General features: G+C 68.5%; 14 protein-coding genes. 8 read left to right on the top strand and 6 right to left on the bottom strand.

Annotated features, from left to right (window positions below; genetic code table 11):
* Positions 1-19 precede the first annotated feature (19 nt).
* The 6 genes from ectB to FND50_RS24480 form a co-directional block, all read right to left on the bottom strand.
* A complete protein-coding gene (gene ectB / locus FND50_RS24505; RefSeq protein WP_144287396.1) occupies positions 20-1282 on the bottom strand; it encodes a diaminobutyrate--2-oxoglutarate transaminase in 1263 nt (420 codons plus the stop codon).
* A 27-nt stretch (positions 1283-1309) separates the two neighbouring features.
* Complete coding sequence (ectA, locus tag FND50_RS24500) at positions 1310-1822, bottom strand: diaminobutyrate acetyltransferase (RefSeq protein WP_005575162.1); 513 nt, start codon at positions 1820-1822, stop codon at positions 1310-1312.
* Positions 1823-1973: 151 nt separating this feature from the next.
* The gene (locus tag FND50_RS24495) at positions 1974-4073 is read right to left on the bottom strand and encodes an ATP-dependent DNA helicase RecQ (protein ID WP_005575160.1); all 2100 of its coding nucleotides are present in this window, start codon (positions 4071-4073) and stop codon (positions 1974-1976) included.
* A 56-nt stretch (positions 4074-4129) separates the two neighbouring features.
* Entirely contained in the window at positions 4130-4996 is an 867-nt protein-coding gene (locus FND50_RS24490) for a ribokinase (protein ID WP_144287395.1), read from the bottom strand.
* A 9-nt stretch (positions 4997-5005) separates the two neighbouring features.
* A complete protein-coding gene (locus FND50_RS24485; RefSeq protein WP_144287394.1) occupies positions 5006-6475 on the bottom strand; it encodes an MFS transporter in 1470 nt (489 codons plus the stop codon).
* A gap of 243 nt (positions 6476-6718) precedes the next feature.
* Positions 6719-7819, bottom strand: coding sequence for an NADH:flavin oxidoreductase/NADH oxidase (locus FND50_RS24480; RefSeq protein WP_144287393.1), 1101 nt, complete (start codon positions 7817-7819; stop codon positions 6719-6721).
* Between the two features lie 114 nt (positions 7820-7933).
* On the opposite strand from FND50_RS24480, the gene FND50_RS24475 reads away from it, so the two are divergent.
* The 8 genes from FND50_RS24475 (at position 7934) to FND50_RS24440 (ending at position 15116) form a co-directional block, all read left to right on the top strand.
* Complete coding sequence (locus tag FND50_RS24475) at positions 7934-9214, top strand: glutamate-5-semialdehyde dehydrogenase (RefSeq protein ID WP_005261287.1); 1281 nt, start codon at positions 7934-7936, stop codon at positions 9212-9214.
* Between the two features lie 62 nt (positions 9215-9276).
* Positions 9277-10158, top strand: a complete 882-nt coding sequence (locus FND50_RS24470) for a MoxR family ATPase (RefSeq protein WP_005261286.1) — start codon at positions 9277-9279, stop codon at positions 10156-10158.
* Between the two features lie 10 nt (positions 10159-10168).
* Positions 10169-11629 carry a VWA domain-containing protein gene (locus tag FND50_RS24465; RefSeq protein WP_144287392.1) on the top strand — a complete coding sequence of 487 codons (1461 nt, stop codon included), beginning with the start codon at positions 10169-10171 and terminating at the stop codon, positions 11627-11629.
* 64 nt (positions 11630-11693) lie between these two features.
* Positions 11694-12344, top strand: a complete 651-nt coding sequence (gene nadD, locus FND50_RS24460) for a nicotinate-nucleotide adenylyltransferase (RefSeq protein WP_005261284.1) — start codon at positions 11694-11696, stop codon at positions 12342-12344.
* 35 nt (positions 12345-12379) lie between these two features.
* Entirely contained in the window at positions 12380-12805 is a 426-nt protein-coding gene (gene rsfS / locus FND50_RS24455; protein ID WP_005248044.1) for a ribosome silencing factor, read from the top strand.
* A complete protein-coding gene (locus FND50_RS24450; RefSeq protein WP_144287391.1) occupies positions 12802-13461 on the top strand; it encodes a histidine phosphatase family protein in 660 nt (219 codons plus the stop codon). Before rsfS ends, FND50_RS24450 begins: the two co-directional genes overlap by 4 nt.
* A complete protein-coding gene (gene octT / locus FND50_RS24445) occupies positions 13448-14245 on the top strand; it encodes a diglucosylglycerate octanoyltransferase (protein ID WP_005261282.1) in 798 nt (265 codons plus the stop codon). The genes FND50_RS24450 and octT overlap by 14 nt, the downstream gene beginning before the upstream one ends.
* 4 nt (positions 14246-14249) lie before the next feature.
* The gene (locus FND50_RS24440) at positions 14250-15116 is read left to right on the top strand and encodes a DegV family protein (protein WP_144287390.1); all 867 of its coding nucleotides are present in this window, start codon (positions 14250-14252) and stop codon (positions 15114-15116) included.
* Positions 15117-15165: the final 49 nt, after the last annotated feature.

Genomic DNA, 15165 nt, shown 5'->3' with positions numbered 1-15165 from the left:
GTGAGTGTCAGTCCTCTCTCTAGCTGCAAACCTTGCCGGTGGCGTCGGCGAGAATCGCGAGTCCGTGGTCCAGTTCCTCGTCGGTGATGGTGAGCGCCGGCAGGAGCTTGACCACCTCGTCCGACGGTCCGGAGGTCTCCGCGAGCAGGCCCTCGTCGAAGGCGAGCTTGCAGACCTTGCCCGCGTTCTCCGGCTCGTCGAACACGAGGCCCTGGACGAGGCCGCGACCGCGGGTGGAGACGGAGCCCTCGAACTGGTTCGCCAGATCGGTGAACGCCTGGTGGATCTTCTCGCCCTTTTTCAGCGTCGACTGGTGAAGGGTGTCGTCGGACCAGTAGTGGTCCAGCGCCACCTTCGACGTGACGAACGCCGGGTTGTTGCCGCGGAACGTGCCGTTGTGCTCGCCCGGACCCCACACGTCGAGCTCACGCTTGAACAGCGTCAGCGCCATCGGGAGACCGTAGCCACCGATCGACTTCGACAGGCAGACGATGTCCGGGGTGATGCCGGCGATCTCGAAGGAGAAGAACGGCCCGGTGCGTCCGCAGCCCATCTGGACGTCGTCGATGATCAGCAGGATGTCGCGCTCGGCGCACAGGTCCGCGAGGGCGCGCAGCCACTCGGGACGAGCGACGTTGACGCCGCCCTCACCCTGCACGGTCTCGACGATCACGGCGGCCGGACGGTTCAGGCCACTGCCCGAGTCGTCGAGCACGCGGGAGAACCAGTGGAAGTCCTCGGTGACTCCGTCGAAGTAGTTGTCGAACGGCATCGGGGTGGCGTGCACCAGCGGGATTCCGGCGCCGGCGCGCTTCATCGAGTTGCCGGTGACCGACAGGGCGCCGAGCGTCATGCCGTGGAAAGCGTTGGTGAAGTTGATGATCGACGAACGACCCGTCACCTTGCGCGCCAGTTTCAGTGCGGCCTCGACCGTGTTGGTTCCGGTGGGTCCGGGGAACTGGACCTTGTAGTCGAGACCGCGGGGTTTCAGGATTTTGTCCTGGAATGTCTGGAGCAGGTCGCGTTTGGCCACGGTCGACATGTCGAGACCGTGCGTGATGCCGTCGCTGACGATGTAGTCGACGAGCGCCGACTTCAGGACCGGGTTGTTGTGGCCGTAGTTCAGCGAACCGGCACCGGCGAAGAAGTCGAGGTAGTCGCGGCCGTTCTCGTCACGGATCCACGATCCGGACGCCGACTCGAAGACGGCGGGCCAGCCGCGGCTGTAGCTGCGAACCTCGGATTCGAGGTTGTCGAAAATGTTCGTATCGAAGTTAGTCATGTTGCTGCATTCCTCCGGGGCATGCTCTTAGCCGATCGTGTACAGATCTTCGGCTTCGTGTCCATCGGGAAAATCGTTTGGGGAGAACAGTTCTTGCTTGTTGATCGCCGTATCTCGGCGACGCGCCAATGCTGTGAACAGCGCGATCGAGGCCTCGTTGTCGGGGCTGATCGTCGTTTCGAGATGGGTAATCCCTTCGGGTGCAAGTCGGTCGAGCAGCGCGCTCAGCATGCGACCTGCAATTCCCTTGCCGCGCTGGTCTGCGTCTACGGCTACTTGCCAGACGAACAGCGTCGCTGGGGCTTCGGGGCGGATGAACCCTGATACGAAACCCACGACGCGCTCGTCGACGACTGCGACGACCGACGAGCGGCTGAAATCTCTACACCACAACAGGTATGCGTAGCTCGAATTGAGGTCGAGCACTTCCGTGTTCCTGGCGATCTCCCAGAGCCGGACTCCGTCAGTGATCTCTGGACTTCTGAACAACACCGCGTCCGGCGCGGTGGTCGGGATGGCACTCTTCTGAACAGGCGTCATTGGAAATTCGAACCTAACAACCATCCCCTTCGATTTCACGTGCCTCGCGAAATTGGACAGTTCAGGTGGCGGAGCCTTGCAGGTGAGACGTGCAAAGTGATGCTCATCACATTATGTAACTTTTGGGTGAACCGCAAGCGACACACTTCGCCTATTTGAGACTCGCGAGCGCGAAGGGGAGGACCGACGCGGCACCCGCCGCGCGCAGCGTCCTGGCGGCCATCGTGAGGGTCCAGCCGGTGTCCGTGAGGGTGTCGACGAGTAGCACCGGGCCGGCGCCGTCGGGAAGGCCGGGGACCTCCCAGGCGTCGACGAGCCCGGCCACCCGGTAGGCGGAGTTGGCCGCGGACACCGGCGGATGCTCCGGGCGCAGCCGCAGAACTCCCAGGTCGGTGAGGCGTCCGACGGCGGCGAGTTGCCCCGCGATCGACGCCGACAGGAGAGGATGGGTGGCGGATTCGACGGCCATGACAGCGGTGGGCCGCTCGGTCCAGTCCCAGGAGGCCAGCACCTGGATGCAGGCCTTCAGGACGGCGTCGGGGGCGGGCCCGTCCGGTTCGTCGAGCAGGGAACGCAGCCGCTGACCCCAGCCCAGGTCGGACAGCCGGCCCAGGACACGCCCCGGTTCGGGGCCATCCGTGATCTTCCCGGACAGCGTCACGCCGAGCTTCGCGAGGCCCGTGGGCCACTGTTTACGGGGCGCCAGGTCCACGCCTGGGCGCTCGAGGCGCGTTCTGGTCTGTTGTACCGCCTCGGCGTCCACGGTCGCGTCGTGGCGCACTCCGGTGCAGTTGTCGCACCGCCCGCACTCCGAGGCGCCCGCCGCCAGACCCGGATCGTCGAGCTGCTCGCGCAGGAACGCCATCCGGCACGTGGTGATCCGCTGGTAGTCGATCATCGCCTGCTGCTCGGACTCGCGGGCGCGTTCGAGGCGTTCGTACCGGTCGGCGTCGTACGTCCAGGGCTCCCCGGTGCCCACCCAGCCGCCGCGCACCCGGCGTACGGCACCGTCCACGTCGAGGACCTTCAGGACCATCTCGAGCCGGGTGCGGCCCAGCTCCACCAGCGGCTCGAGCGCCTGCGTGGACTGCGGCCGCTCGGTGTCGAGGACCTCGATCACCCGCCGCACCACGTGCTCCCGGGGGAACGCCACCGAGGCGAAATAACTCCAGATCTGCCTGTCCTCGGATCCGGGCAGCAGGATGACCTCGGCGCGGTCGGTGGACCGTCCGGCACGCCCGACCTGCTGGTAGTAGGAGATGGGGGACGACGGCGCACCGAGGTGCACGACGAACCCCAGGTCGGGCTTGTCGAATCCCATGCCGAGCGCGGACGTCGCCACGAGGGCCTTGACCCGGTTGCCGAGCAGGTCCTGCTCGAGGGTCTCGCGCTCGGCGGCGTCGGTTTGCCCGGTGTATGCGGCGACCGTGTGGCCCTGCTCGGACAGCAGGCTCGCCAGATCCCGGGCCGCCGACACGGTGAGTGCGTAGATGATGCCCGAGCCGGGCAGGCTGTCGAGCTTCTGGGCGAGCCACGCGGCCCGGGCGGTGGCCTCCGGAATCTGCACGACCGACAGGTGCAGCGACTCGCGTTCGAGGCCGCCGCGGAGGACGAGGGTTTCGGCGCCACCCACCCCGAGCTGCGTGGAGACGTCGGAGACGACGCGGTCGTTCGCCGTGGCCGTGGTGGCCAGGACGGGGATTCCCTCGCCCAGTTCGGCGATCAGCGTGCGGATCCGCCGATAGTCGGGACGGAAGTCGTGACCCCAGTCCGACACGCAGTGCGCCTCGTCGACCACGACGAGGCCCGCGTCGGCGGCGAGGGAGGGGAGCACCTGGTCGCGGAAGTCGGGATTGTTGAGACGCTCGGGGCTGACCAGCAACACGTCGAGTTCGTTGTCCGCGACCCGGGCGTGGATGTCGTCCCACTCGGTGACGTTGCCGGAATTGATGGTGGCGGCGCGCACGCCCGCCCGCTCGGCGGAGGCCACCTGGTTCCGCATGAGGGCCAGGAGCGGCGACACGATGACCGTGGGGCCGTGCCCGTGCGCCCGCAGGAGCTTCGCCGCGATGAAGTAGACCGCCGACTTGCCCCAGCCCGTCCGCTGGACGACCAGCGCCCGTCTGCGGCCCACCACGAGCGCCTCGATCGCCGTCCACTGGTCGTCGCGGAGGGTGGCGTGCTCGCCTGCCAGCTCGCGGAGCAGCCGTTCGGCCTCGTCACGTAGTGCGGGTTCGGTGGCGGTCGTCATGCCCCCATGGTGCCCGACACGGGTGACACGGAGGATCCGGGCGGCGGTAGGAGCGCTCAGCCGGGCAGTGCCGCCTCGATCTCGGCCAGGGTCGGTGACGACGTGGACGCGCCTCTGCGGGTGGTGGCGAGCGCGCCCGCCGTGCATGCGAACGGGACGGCGGCCGCGGGCCCGCGCCGCCACGAGACGGCCAGGGCGCCGGCGAACGCGTCGCCCGCCCCGGTCGTGTCGACGACCTCGACTTCGGGGGAGTCGGCGTGGATCGCGGTGCCGTCGCTGCCTGCGTAGTCCGCGCCGGACGACCCCCGCGTGGTCACGACGTGGGCGACGGCGCCGATGACCTCGGCGCCGAGTTGCCCGGCCTCGGTCTGATTGACGAGGAGTACGTCGACCAGCTCGACGAGTTCGGGCGGAAGTGTCTGCGCCGGTGAGGGATTCAACATCACGACGGTACCGTGTGCCGCGGCGTGCGCCGCCGCGGCCAGCACGGTGCCCAGGGGTATCTCGAGTTGGCAGAGCAGGACGTCGGCGTCCGCGACGGCCGCGAGTTCGGCCGTCGTCAGATCCACCACGGTGCTGTTGGCGCCCGCAACCACGACGATGCTGTTCTCACCGGCGGCGTCGACGGTGATCGCCGCGATCCCGCTCGGCCCGTCCACTTCGCGCAGGTACCGCGTGTCGACCTCGGCGTCCACCAGGGCCTGCCGCAGGTCGAGAGCGAACACGTCGGAGCCGACGGCGCCGATGAACGTCACGGCGCCACCGGCCCGCGCCGCGGCGATCGCCTGATTGGCGCCCTTGCCACCGGGGGTGGCGGCAAAGGCGCTGCCCAGGATCGTTTCTCCCGGCGCGGGCAACCGCTCGGCCGCCGTCAGCAGGTCCATGTTGATGCTGCCGACCACGGCGACCCTGGGAGCGGACATGTCCCGAGACTAACCCGCGTCGGCGGCTGCCGTCTCCTGTGCGGGTGTCGCGGACGCGTCGCCCTTGGTGCGGCGGAGACGCTTCAGGATGCGGCGGGCCTCGGCGTCCGTGGCCACGGCGGGCGGCGAACCCTCCAGCGGCTTCCGGGCGGTCTCGGAGATGAGCAGAACCGCGATACCGCCGATGACGGCCGCGACCATCATGTACATCGGCGCGACGAGGTCACTGCCCGTCGCGTCCTGCAGCGCCGTGAGGACGAGGGGGGTGGTGCCACCGAAGATCGACACCGCGAGGTTGTATCCGATCGCCAGCCCGCCGTAGCGGATTCCGGTGGGGAACAGCGCGGGAAGGACCGACGGGAAGACGCCGACGAATAGCAGCAGCAGCCCGCCGAGGATCGCGAGGCCGACGAAGACGGTGAAGTAGTGCCCGACACCGATCAGCAGGTACGCGGGCAGCGACAGCGCGAAGAATCCGACGAAACCGGCCAGCAGCAACGGTTTACGACCCACCCGGTCGGACAGCTTTCCGACGAAGCTGATGCACACCATCATGATGAGCATCACGATGATCGTGAGGACGAGGCCGTGCGACTCGTCGTAGCCGAGCGTGTTCGACAGGTACGTCGGCATGTAGCTGAGCAGGCCGTAGTGCGCGATGTTGTACGTGGCGACCAGGATGACGCACAGCACCAGCGGACGCCAGTTCTCCACCAGGGTCTCGCGCAGTTTGCGTCCCGTGGATTCGTCTGCGAGCGAACGCTCTTCGGCCTGCTCCATCTGCTGGAACGCAGGCGTCTCCTCGAGCCGCAGCCGCAGGTAGAGGCCGATCAGGCCGAGCGGACCGGCGAGCAGGAACGGAATTCGCCACGCCCAGTCCACCAGCGCGTCGGCGCTGACCACGGTGCTGATGATGGTGACCAGGCCCGCGGCCGCGACATACCCCGCGAGGGTTCCGAATTCGAGGAAGCTCGAGAAGAACCCGCGGCGCTTGTCCGGCGCGTACTCGGCGACGAACGTGCTGGCACCGCCGTACTCGCCGCCCGTCGAGAATCCCTGCACGAGCCGGAACAGCACCAGCAGAATCGGCGCCGCGAGCCCGATGGATCCGTAACTCGGGATCAGGCCGATGGCGAACGTGCTGCCCGCCATCAGGATGATCGTGGTGGCGAGCACCTTCTTGCGGCCGATCCGGTCACCGAGCGGCCCGAAGAACAGCCCACCGAGGGGACGGACGATGAACGCCGCGGCGAAGATCGCGAACGTCGACAGCAGCTGTGCGGTACCGCTGGCCTCGGGAAAGAACACCTTGCCGATGGTGGTCGCGAGGTAGGCATACACGCCGAAGTCGAACCACTCCATGGCGTTACCGAGCATGGTGGCCTTGACGGCTCGTTTGACGGAGGCCTCGTCGGTGACCGTGACATCAGGTGATTCGGCCACCTCGGCCGACGTGATCGAGTGATCTGGTGCATTCATGTCGTGCGCTCCCCAGCGCAGTTATCACCCGCGCGGGGCACGTACCTGATGCACGCATCTTTTCGTCGCCCGCACGGCGATTGCTGGTCGGGTTCGGCAACCCACGGCCCTTCGGCGCGATGCGGCCCCCGCCGATCGGCTCTGGCTCGTGGCTCGGTCCCGCCCCACCGTCCGGGGTGCGGGACTACCAGCTGTAAGAGCGATTACCGTAGCAAAGGATGTGCGGGCTTGTCGGCCCGAGCCTCAGTACGCCCGTGCGTACTGCGCCGGAATCTGCGGCGTCACCTGGGCATTCAATACCAGTGCGGCTTTTCGCGGCCAGTACGGGTCGCGCAGCAGTTCGCGCCCGAGGAACACGGCGACGGCTTCTCCCGACTCCACGATCCGCTCGGCCTGCTCCGGCTCGGTGATGAGCCCGACGGCGGCGGCCGGGACCGTGGTCTCGTTCTGGATGCGGCGGGCGAACGGGACCTGGTAGCCGGGCCCGATCGGGATCCGGGCGGACGCGACGCCGCCGCTGGAGACGTCGACCAGGTCGACGCCGAGATCGGCGAGGGCCTGCACGAGGGAAACGGTCTGATCCGGCGTCCAGCTGTCCGCGTCGAGGCCGGGCTCCTCGGACAGCCAGTCGGTGGCCGAGACCCGGACGAAGACGGGCAACTCGGCCGGCCAGACCCCGCGTACCGCGTCGACGACCTCGAGCAGGAGGCGAATACGGCCCGCGAAGCTGCCGCCGTACTCGTCGGTGCGACGATTGCTGACCGGTGAGAGGAACTGGTGCAGCAGATAGCCGTGTGCCGCATGGATTTCCACCACCTTGAAACCGGCCCGCGACGCCCGCTCGGCGGCGGCCGCGAAATCGGCGACCACCTTCCGGATGTCGTCGGTCGTCGCCGCGGCCGGCGGGGTGTGGTCGCCGAAACCGATCGCGCTCGGCGCCACCGTCTGCCAGGACAGCCGATCGTCGCCGTCGAGGCTCCCGCCCCCGCGCCACGGGACGTGCGCGGAGCCCTTGCGCCCGGCGTGACCGAGCTGGATGCCCGGGACCGCGCCGAAGTACTCGAGTTGTGCGTTGATCTCCGCAAAGGCCTCGGTCTGGGTGTCGTTCCAGATGCCGAGGTCGGCGGGACTGATGCGGCCCTCCGGGCTGACGGCCGTCGCCTCGGTGAGGATCAGGCCGGCGCCGCCGATAGCGCGCGTCACGAGGTGCGTCCGGTGCCAGTCGCCCGGCACTCCCACATCGCGGCCCGTCACGTCGGCCGAGTACTGGCACATCGGCGCCATCCACACCCGATTGGGGACGGTGACTCCGCGGAAGGTGATGGGTTCGAACAACACGCTCACTTCAGCACTCCTGCCTCTGATGGTCTCGACCAGTCGCAACCTGCGCGGGGGACCAAATCATTCCCGGTCGTTCCCGCTCCGCGGTGTACAGGCCCCTGTATATAGGCTGTCTTCATGACTGCAGTGACTTCCACCTCGTCGGCCGGTGCCACGGTGGATACCCGTGAAGCCGTCCACGCAGCGGCCCGTCGCGCCCGCACCGCGTCGCGGGTCCTCGCGCTGCTCACCACCGCGCAGAAGGATGCGGCGCTCCACGCGGCGGCCGACGCCGTGCTCGCCGCCTCCGCCGACATCCTCGCCGCCAACGCGGCCGACATCGAGACGGCCAGGGCGTCGGGCACCGAGGACTCCTTGCTCGACCGCCTGCGGCTGACCCCGGAGCGGATCGAGGGGATCGCGTCCGGACTGCGCCAGGTGGCCGGTCTGCCCGACCCGGTCGGTGAAGTGGTGCGCGGCTCGACGCTCCCCAACGGTCTCGAACTTCGTCAGCTGCGGGTCCCGCTCGGCGTGGTGGGCATGGTGTACGAGGCCCGCCCCAACGTCACCGTCGACGCGTTCGGGCTGGCACTGAAGTCCGGCAACGCGGCCCTGCTGCGCGGCTCCTCGTCCGCGGCGAAGTCGAACGCGGCGCTGGTGGTGGCGTTGCGGGCCTCGCTGGCGGCGCAGCAGCTGCCGGAGGACGCGGTGCAGTTGCTGCCGAGCGACGACCGCTCCAGCGTGACGCACCTGATCCAGGCCCGCGGCCTCGTGGACGTCGTCATTCCCCGCGGCGGCGCCGGCCTGATCAGCGCCGTGGTGCGTGACGCGACAGTCCCGACCATCGAGACGGGCGTCGGCAATTGCCACGTCTACGTCCACTCGGCAGCCGACCTCGAGATGGCCGAACGGATCCTGCTCAATTCCAAGACGCGGCGACCGAGTGTCTGCAACACCGCGGAGACGGTGCTGATCGACGCCGCGATCGCCGAGACGGCGGTGCCGAAGCTGCTGCAGGCCCTGCAGACGCACAGCGTGACGGTCCACGGGGACCTGCCCGGACTGGTGCCCGCGACCGAGTCGGACTGGTCGGAGGAGTACCTCACCCTGGACGTGGCGCTCAAGGTCGTCGACGACCTGAATGCCGCGGTCGAGCACATCGACCGCTACGGAACCGGCCACACCGAGGCCATCGTGACTTCCGACCTCGCCGCCGCCCGCGAGTTCACCGCCCGGGTCGATGCCGCCGCCGTCATGGTCAACGCGTCCACCGCCTTCACCGACGGCGAGCAGTTCGGATTCGGCGCCGAGATCGGGATCTCCACGCAGAAACTGCACGCGCGTGGCCCGATGGGGCTCCCCGAACTGACCTCCACCAAGTGGATCGTCTGGGGTGACGGGCACACCCGCCCGGTCTAGACCTTCGCCCACCCCTTTCCCTCAGCCCCCTCTGCCCGTCACCCCTTCTGAAAGGAGCGAGCGTGGATCGCGCACTTCCCACCACGACGCCGTTCTTCGCGAGCGTCGACGACGTCATCGCTCGGCTCGCCGAAACCGGGTACCTGTCCGACAAGGGCACCGCGACCGCGGTGTTCCTCGCGGACAGGCTCGGAAAACCCCTACTCATCGAGGGTCCCGCCGGAGTCGGTAAGACCGAACTCGCCCGCGCCGTCGCCGAGACCACCGGCGCCGAGCTGGTGCGGTTGCAGTGCTACGAGGGTGTCGACGAGGCACGCGCGCTGTACGAGTGGAACCACGCGAAGCAGATCCTGCGCATCCAGGCGGGCAGCGACCACAGCTGGGACTCCACCAAGGCGGACGTCTTCTCGGAGGAGTTCCTGCTGTCGCGGCCGCTGCTGACCGCGATCCGGCGCGAGGACCCGACGGTGCTGCTGATCGACGAGACCGACAAGGCCGACGTCGAGATCGAGGGCCTGCTCCTCGAGGTGCTCAGCGATTTCGCGGTCACCGTCCCCGAACTGGGCACCATCACGGCTACGCGGAAGCCGTTCGTCGTCCTCACCTCGAACGCCACCCGCGAATTGTCGGAGGCACTCAAGCGCCGCTGCCTGTTCCTGCATCTCGACTTCCCCGACGCCGAACTCGAGCGGCGGATCCTCGCGAGCCGGGTACCGGAGCTGCCCGAGGCTGTGGCCGAGCAGCTGGTCCGGACCATCCGCGTGCTGCGCGGCATGCAGCTGAAGAAGCTGCCGTCGGTCGCCGAGACCATCGACTGGGGTCGCACACTCCTGGCGCTCGGGCTCGACACCCTCGACGACGACGCCGTCCGCGCCACGATGGGTGTCGTCCTCAAACACCAATCCGACCAGCTACGGGCCGCTGCCGAGCTGCGACTGAACTGAAGGACTCCCCATGGCTGCTGGTGGTCCACTCGCGTCCCGGTCGAAGCCGGGCGGTCCCGCGGCGCCGCACGGGCTGCCGGGGCATCTCGTCGACTTCGTCGAGGCGTTGCGGCGGCGCGGCATCATGGTCGGACCGTCCGAGACTGTCGACGCCGGTCGCGTGATGTCGGTCCTCGACCTGCTCGACCGCGAATCACTGCGCGAGGGTCTCGCGTGCGCGCTGCTGCGGCGACCCACCCACCGGCCCACGTTCGACGCGCTGTTCGAACTCTGGTTCCCGGCGGCTGTCGGAAGCCGGGCGGACGGGGCCATCGACACGAGTCTGCCGCGGAACGCCAAGGGTGAGATCGACTACGAGGCACTGCGCGAGCTGATCGTCGAACTCCTCACCGACGGGTCGCCGGAGGCGATCGAGCTCACCGAACTCCTGACCGCGCAGATGGTCGAGGAACTCGGGCAGTACCAGTCGGCGAACGGCCCGTCGTTCTCCGCGTACCAGGCGCTGCGGGACGTCGCACCGGAAACCCTGCTGAAGAAGATCCTCGACGGACTCCTGGGCAATCAGCAGGACGGCGAAGCCCGAACGACGGAAAGCTACGAATCCGAGGTGGCCAAGCGCACCGCCGCCCAGCGGATCGCCGACTTCCGGAAGATGATCGAGACGGAGACGCGGCGACGGTCGGCCGAGAACCTCGGCAAGGAACGGGTGGCGTCGTACGGCGTGCCCCGGCTGGCCGAGGAAGTGGACTTCCTGCGCGCGTCCGACGCCGAACTGACGGCGCTGAAACGCAACGTCACCCCGCTGGCCCGGTTGCTCGCCAGCCGCCTGGCCGTGCGGCGCAGCCGCAACCGAACCGGTTCGATCGACCTGCGCCGGACCCTGCGCAAGTCGATGTCCACCGGCGGTGTGCCCATCGACCTCGTCCAGCGCAAGCCCCGGCGGGCGCGCCCCGAACTGGTCGTCATGTGCGACGTGTCGGGTTCGGTCGCGGGTTTCAGCCACTTCACCCTGCTGCTCGTCCATGCGCTGCGCGAGCAGTTCTCCCGGGTGCGGGTGTTCGCGTTCATCGACACCACCGACGAGGTCACCCGCTTCTTCGACGCGGGAGCCGACCTCGGCAGCGCCATGTCGCGGATGATCCGGGAAGCCGACCTGGTCGGCTACGACGGGCACTCCGACTACGGCAACGCGTTCGGGGTGTTCGCCGAACGGTTCACCCAGAGCATCACGTCGCGGACGTCGCTGCTGGTGCTCGGCGACGGCCGCAACAACTACCGCGACCCGAATCTGGAGGCCCTGGCCCGGCTCGTGTCGGTGGCGAAGCACGCGCACTGGCTCAACCCGGAGCCCCGCGGTCAGTGGGGGACGGGCGACTCGGCGGCGAAGGTGTACAACGAGGTCATCAGCATGCACGAATGCCGATCCGCTCAGCAGCTGGCGTCGGTGGTCGCCGGGTTGCTGCCGGTGTGAACACGTAAGCTCGTCACTCGTGGAACAGGGAGCAGCGGGCGCGCGTCGGCGCCGCCTGGGAGTCATGGGCGGCACCTTCGACCCCATTCATCACGGTCACCTCGTGGCAGCCAGTGAGGTGGCAGATCGATTCAGCCTCGACGAGGTCGTCTTCGTGCCCACCGGCCGGCCCTGGCAGAAGCAGGGCAAGGGCGTCAGCCCGGCCGAGGACCGGTACCTGATGACGGTCATCGCCACCGCGTCGAATCCGCGTTTCTCCGTCAGCCGGGTGGACGTCGACCGGGAGAAGGTCACCTACACCGTCGACACTCTGCGTGATCTGCGCAGCTACCACCCGGACGCCGAGCTGTACTTCATTACCGGTGCGGACGCCCTGGCGAGTATCCTGTCCTGGCAGGACTGGGAGGAACTGTTCTCGCTGGCGAAGTTCGTCGGGGTGTCGCGCCCGGGATTCGATCTCAACACCGAACATCTGGCCGGTCACCTGGACGCGTTGCCGGAGGACGCGGTCACGCTGATCGAGATCCCGGCTCTGGCGATCTCCTCGACGGAATGTCGGCGGCGTGCCAGTCGACACCGTCCTGTGTGGTACCTCGTGCCGGACGGTGTGGTCCAGTACATCTCCAAACGGAACCTGTACCGGCCACCGGACTCCGAGCGCCTCGACGGCGCGACGACGATGTCCGAACCGGCCCCGGACAAGACCAAGAGTTAGTCAGCACTTTTCGAACCGAACTGGGAGAACATCGCGTGAGCGCAACGACCGAAGCCATCGAGATGGCACGCATCGCGGCAGTGGCTGCCGACGAGAAGCTGGCCTCCGATGTGGTGGTGCTCGATGTTTCCGAGCAGCTGGTCATCACCGACTGCTTCGTCATCGCCTCCGCCCCCAACGAGCGACAGGTCAACGCGATCGTCGAGAACATCGAGGATCGACTGCGTGAGGCAGGTCACAAGCCGGTGCGGCGCGAGGGCACCCGCGAAGGCCGTTGGGCACTGCTCGATTTCGTGGACGTCGTGATCCACGTCCAGCACAACGAGGAGCGCAACTTCTACGCACTCGACCGGCTGTGGAAGGACTGCCCGACCGTGCCCGTCGAGGGTCTCGGGCTGCACGGCCCGGCCGACGCGAACGGTGCGGGCACCGCCGCCGAGGCGGAGGAGTCCGAGCTGTGACGGATGCCCCCCGCGCCCCGCGACGTCTGATCCTGCTTCGCCACGGGCAGACCGAGTACAACGCCGACAATCGCATGCAGGGTCAGCTCGACACCGAACTGTCGGAGCTGGGGCGGTCGCAGGCCCGCGCCGCCGCCACCGCGCTCGTCGGTCGCAGACCGATCTCCATCGTGTCCTCCGATCTGCGGCGGGCCTACGACACCGCGGTGGAGGTCGGCGACAACGCCGGTCTGCCGGTGCAGATCGACGAGCGCCTCCGCGAGACGCATCTCGGTGACTGGCAGGGGCTCACGCACCTCGACGTCGACGCCCGCACGCCCGGCGCCCGCGCCACGTGGCGCGGCGACGCGACGTGGGCACCGCCCGGCGGGGAGAGTCGCATCGACGTCGCCCGCCGCAGCAAGCCGGTGGTCGCCGAACTCGTCGAGAAGCACGAGGACTGGGCGGAGAAGCCGGTGGTCCTGGTTGCGCACGGCGGTGTGATCGCCGCGCTGACCGCCGCCCTGCTGGATCTGCCCGTCGACCGATGGCCGGTGCTGGGCGGGCTGGGCAACACCAGCTGGGTGCAGCTGAGCGCGTACGGAAACCCCGATTCGCTCAACTGGCGCCTCGACGTGTGGAACGCTTCTGCGAGTGTGGCCAGTGACGTCCTCTGACGTGGATGCCGGCTCGGGGGAACGCCCCGTCCTGCTCGTGCTCGCCGATTCGCTGTCGTACTACGGACCCAAGGGCGGTCTCCCGTCCGACCACCCCGACATCTGGCCCAATATCGTTGCACGTCAACTCGGTTGGGATGTCGAGTTGGTGGCGCGGATCGGCTGGACCAGCCGCGACGTGTGGTGGGCGCTTACCCAGGACCCACGCGTGTGGTCGGCGGTTCCCCGCGCCGGTGCCGTTGTGTTCGCGGTCGGCGGCATGGACTCCCTTCCGTCCCCGCTCCCGACGGCGCTTCGGGAACAGTTGCGTTACGTCCGCCCGCCCGCGCTGCGCCGCGTCGTGCGGGCCGGCTACCAGTGGCTTCAGCCCAGGCTGTCCCCGCTGGGATGGCCGGTGGCGTTGCCCCCGCGGCTGAGTGTCGAATATCTGGAGAGCTCACGGGCGGCGCTCGAGTACATGCGCCCCGAGTTGCCCGTCATCGGGACCCTGCCGTCCGTGCATCGCAGCGAGGCCTACGGCAAGGTGCATGCGGGCCGCCCCGGTGCCGTTGCCGCCATCACCGCGTGGTCGGAGGAGAAGAACGTGCCCCTCGTCGACCTGGCGGAGGCGGTGCGCGCCAACGTCTTCAGCGATCGGGGTAATCCGGACGGCATCCACTGGGGCTGGGACGGACACACCGGGGTGGCCGCGGCGATGCTGACCGCGCTCCGCGCGGCGGGAGTCGTTCCCGACTCCGCCGAGGGTGCGGTTCCGGCCGACCCGGTGTCGAGCGGAGCCGAGTAGTCCGATGCCCGTCGTCGTCGTCACCGATTCCTCGGCCTCCATCCCGCCCGAACTCGTCGAGCAGTACGGGATCCAGGTGGTCCCACTCCATGTCCTCAGCGGCGGCCAGGATTTCCGGGAGGGAATCGACGCGCTCCCCGAGGATCTTGCCGGCGTCACCACGTCGGGCGCGTCGCCGAGCGAGCTGTCCGAGGCGTACGCGACAGCGCTGGAGCTGAGTGAGGGCGCAGGCGTTCTCGCGGTGCACATTTCCCGGCAGCTGTCCGGAACGTGGGAGGCAGGTCGTCAGGCGGCACAGGAATTCGACGGCCGGGTGCGGATCGTCGACTCCCAGTCCGCCGGAATGGGATTGGGCTACCCGGTCCTCGAGGCCGCGCGGGCCGCGAAGGACGGTGCGAACCTCGAGACGGCGTACCGGCGGGCGGTCGACGTCGCGAGCCGCGGGCGTTGCCTGATCGTCGTGGACAGGCTCGATCAGTTGCGACGCGGAGGACGCATCGGCACCGCCGCCGCACTGCTCGGTACCGCACTGGCGATGAAACCGGTGCTGCATCTCGTAGACGGCCGGCTGGTCCTGAAGGAGAAGACGCGCACGTCGACCAAGGCGATGGCCAGGATGGTCGACGCCGCGGTGGAGCTGGCAGGTCTGGACAGGACGGCCGTCGCTGTGCATCACATGCACGCCCGGCAGCGCGCCGAAGCGGTGGCGCAGCAGCTGAAGGACCGGATTCCGCAGGTCAGTGACCTCGTCGTCACCGATTTCAGCTCGGTGATCGGCGCCCACGTGGGCGTGGGCGCCATCGGCATCGTGCTGTGCCCGGAACCCGCCCTGCACCACGAAGACCGCGATTCATCCACAACTTCGCACTGATCCACAGGCCGATTCGGAAAGCCTGGTCGTCGCGGCGATTCTGTGGGCG

It is taken from the genome of Rhodococcus sp. WB9 (genome assembly GCF_007558985.1).
Lineage (GTDB): Bacteria > Actinomycetota > Actinomycetes > Mycobacteriales > Mycobacteriaceae > Rhodococcus_F > Rhodococcus_F opacus.
Note: the sequence above shows the minus strand (reverse complement) of the source record. Positions and strands in the feature narration are given on the sequence as shown.

Excerpts from the sequence above, each read along its gene's own strand:
- ectA (WP_005575162.1), bottom strand. The coding sequence starts at position 1,822 with ATGACGCCTGTTCAGAAGAGTGCCATCCCGACCACCGCGCCGGACGCG.
- FND50_RS24495 (WP_005575160.1), bottom strand. The coding sequence starts at position 4,073 with ATGACGACCGCCACCGAACCCGCACTACGTGACGAGGCCGAACGGCTG.
- FND50_RS24465 (WP_144287392.1), top strand. The coding sequence starts at position 10,169 with ATGGCTGCTGGTGGTCCACTCGCGTCCCGGTCGAAGCCGGGCGGTCCC.
- FND50_RS24440 (WP_144287390.1), top strand. The coding sequence starts at position 14,250 with ATGCCCGTCGTCGTCGTCACCGATTCCTCGGCCTCCATCCCGCCCGAA.
- FND50_RS24485 (WP_144287394.1), bottom strand. The coding sequence starts at position 6,475 with ATGAATGCACCAGATCACTCGATCACGTCGGCCGAGGTGGCCGAATCA.
- ectB (WP_144287396.1), bottom strand. The coding sequence starts at position 1,282 with ATGACTAACTTCGATACGAACATTTTCGACAACCTCGAATCCGAGGTT.
- FND50_RS24490 (WP_144287395.1), bottom strand. The coding sequence starts at position 4,996 with ATGTCCGCTCCCAGGGTCGCCGTGGTCGGCAGCATCAACATGGACCTG.
- FND50_RS24475 (WP_005261287.1), top strand. The coding sequence starts at position 7,934 with ATGACTGCAGTGACTTCCACCTCGTCGGCCGGTGCCACGGTGGATACC.
- nadD (WP_005261284.1), top strand. The coding sequence starts at position 11,694 with ATGGGCGGCACCTTCGACCCCATTCATCACGGTCACCTCGTGGCAGCC.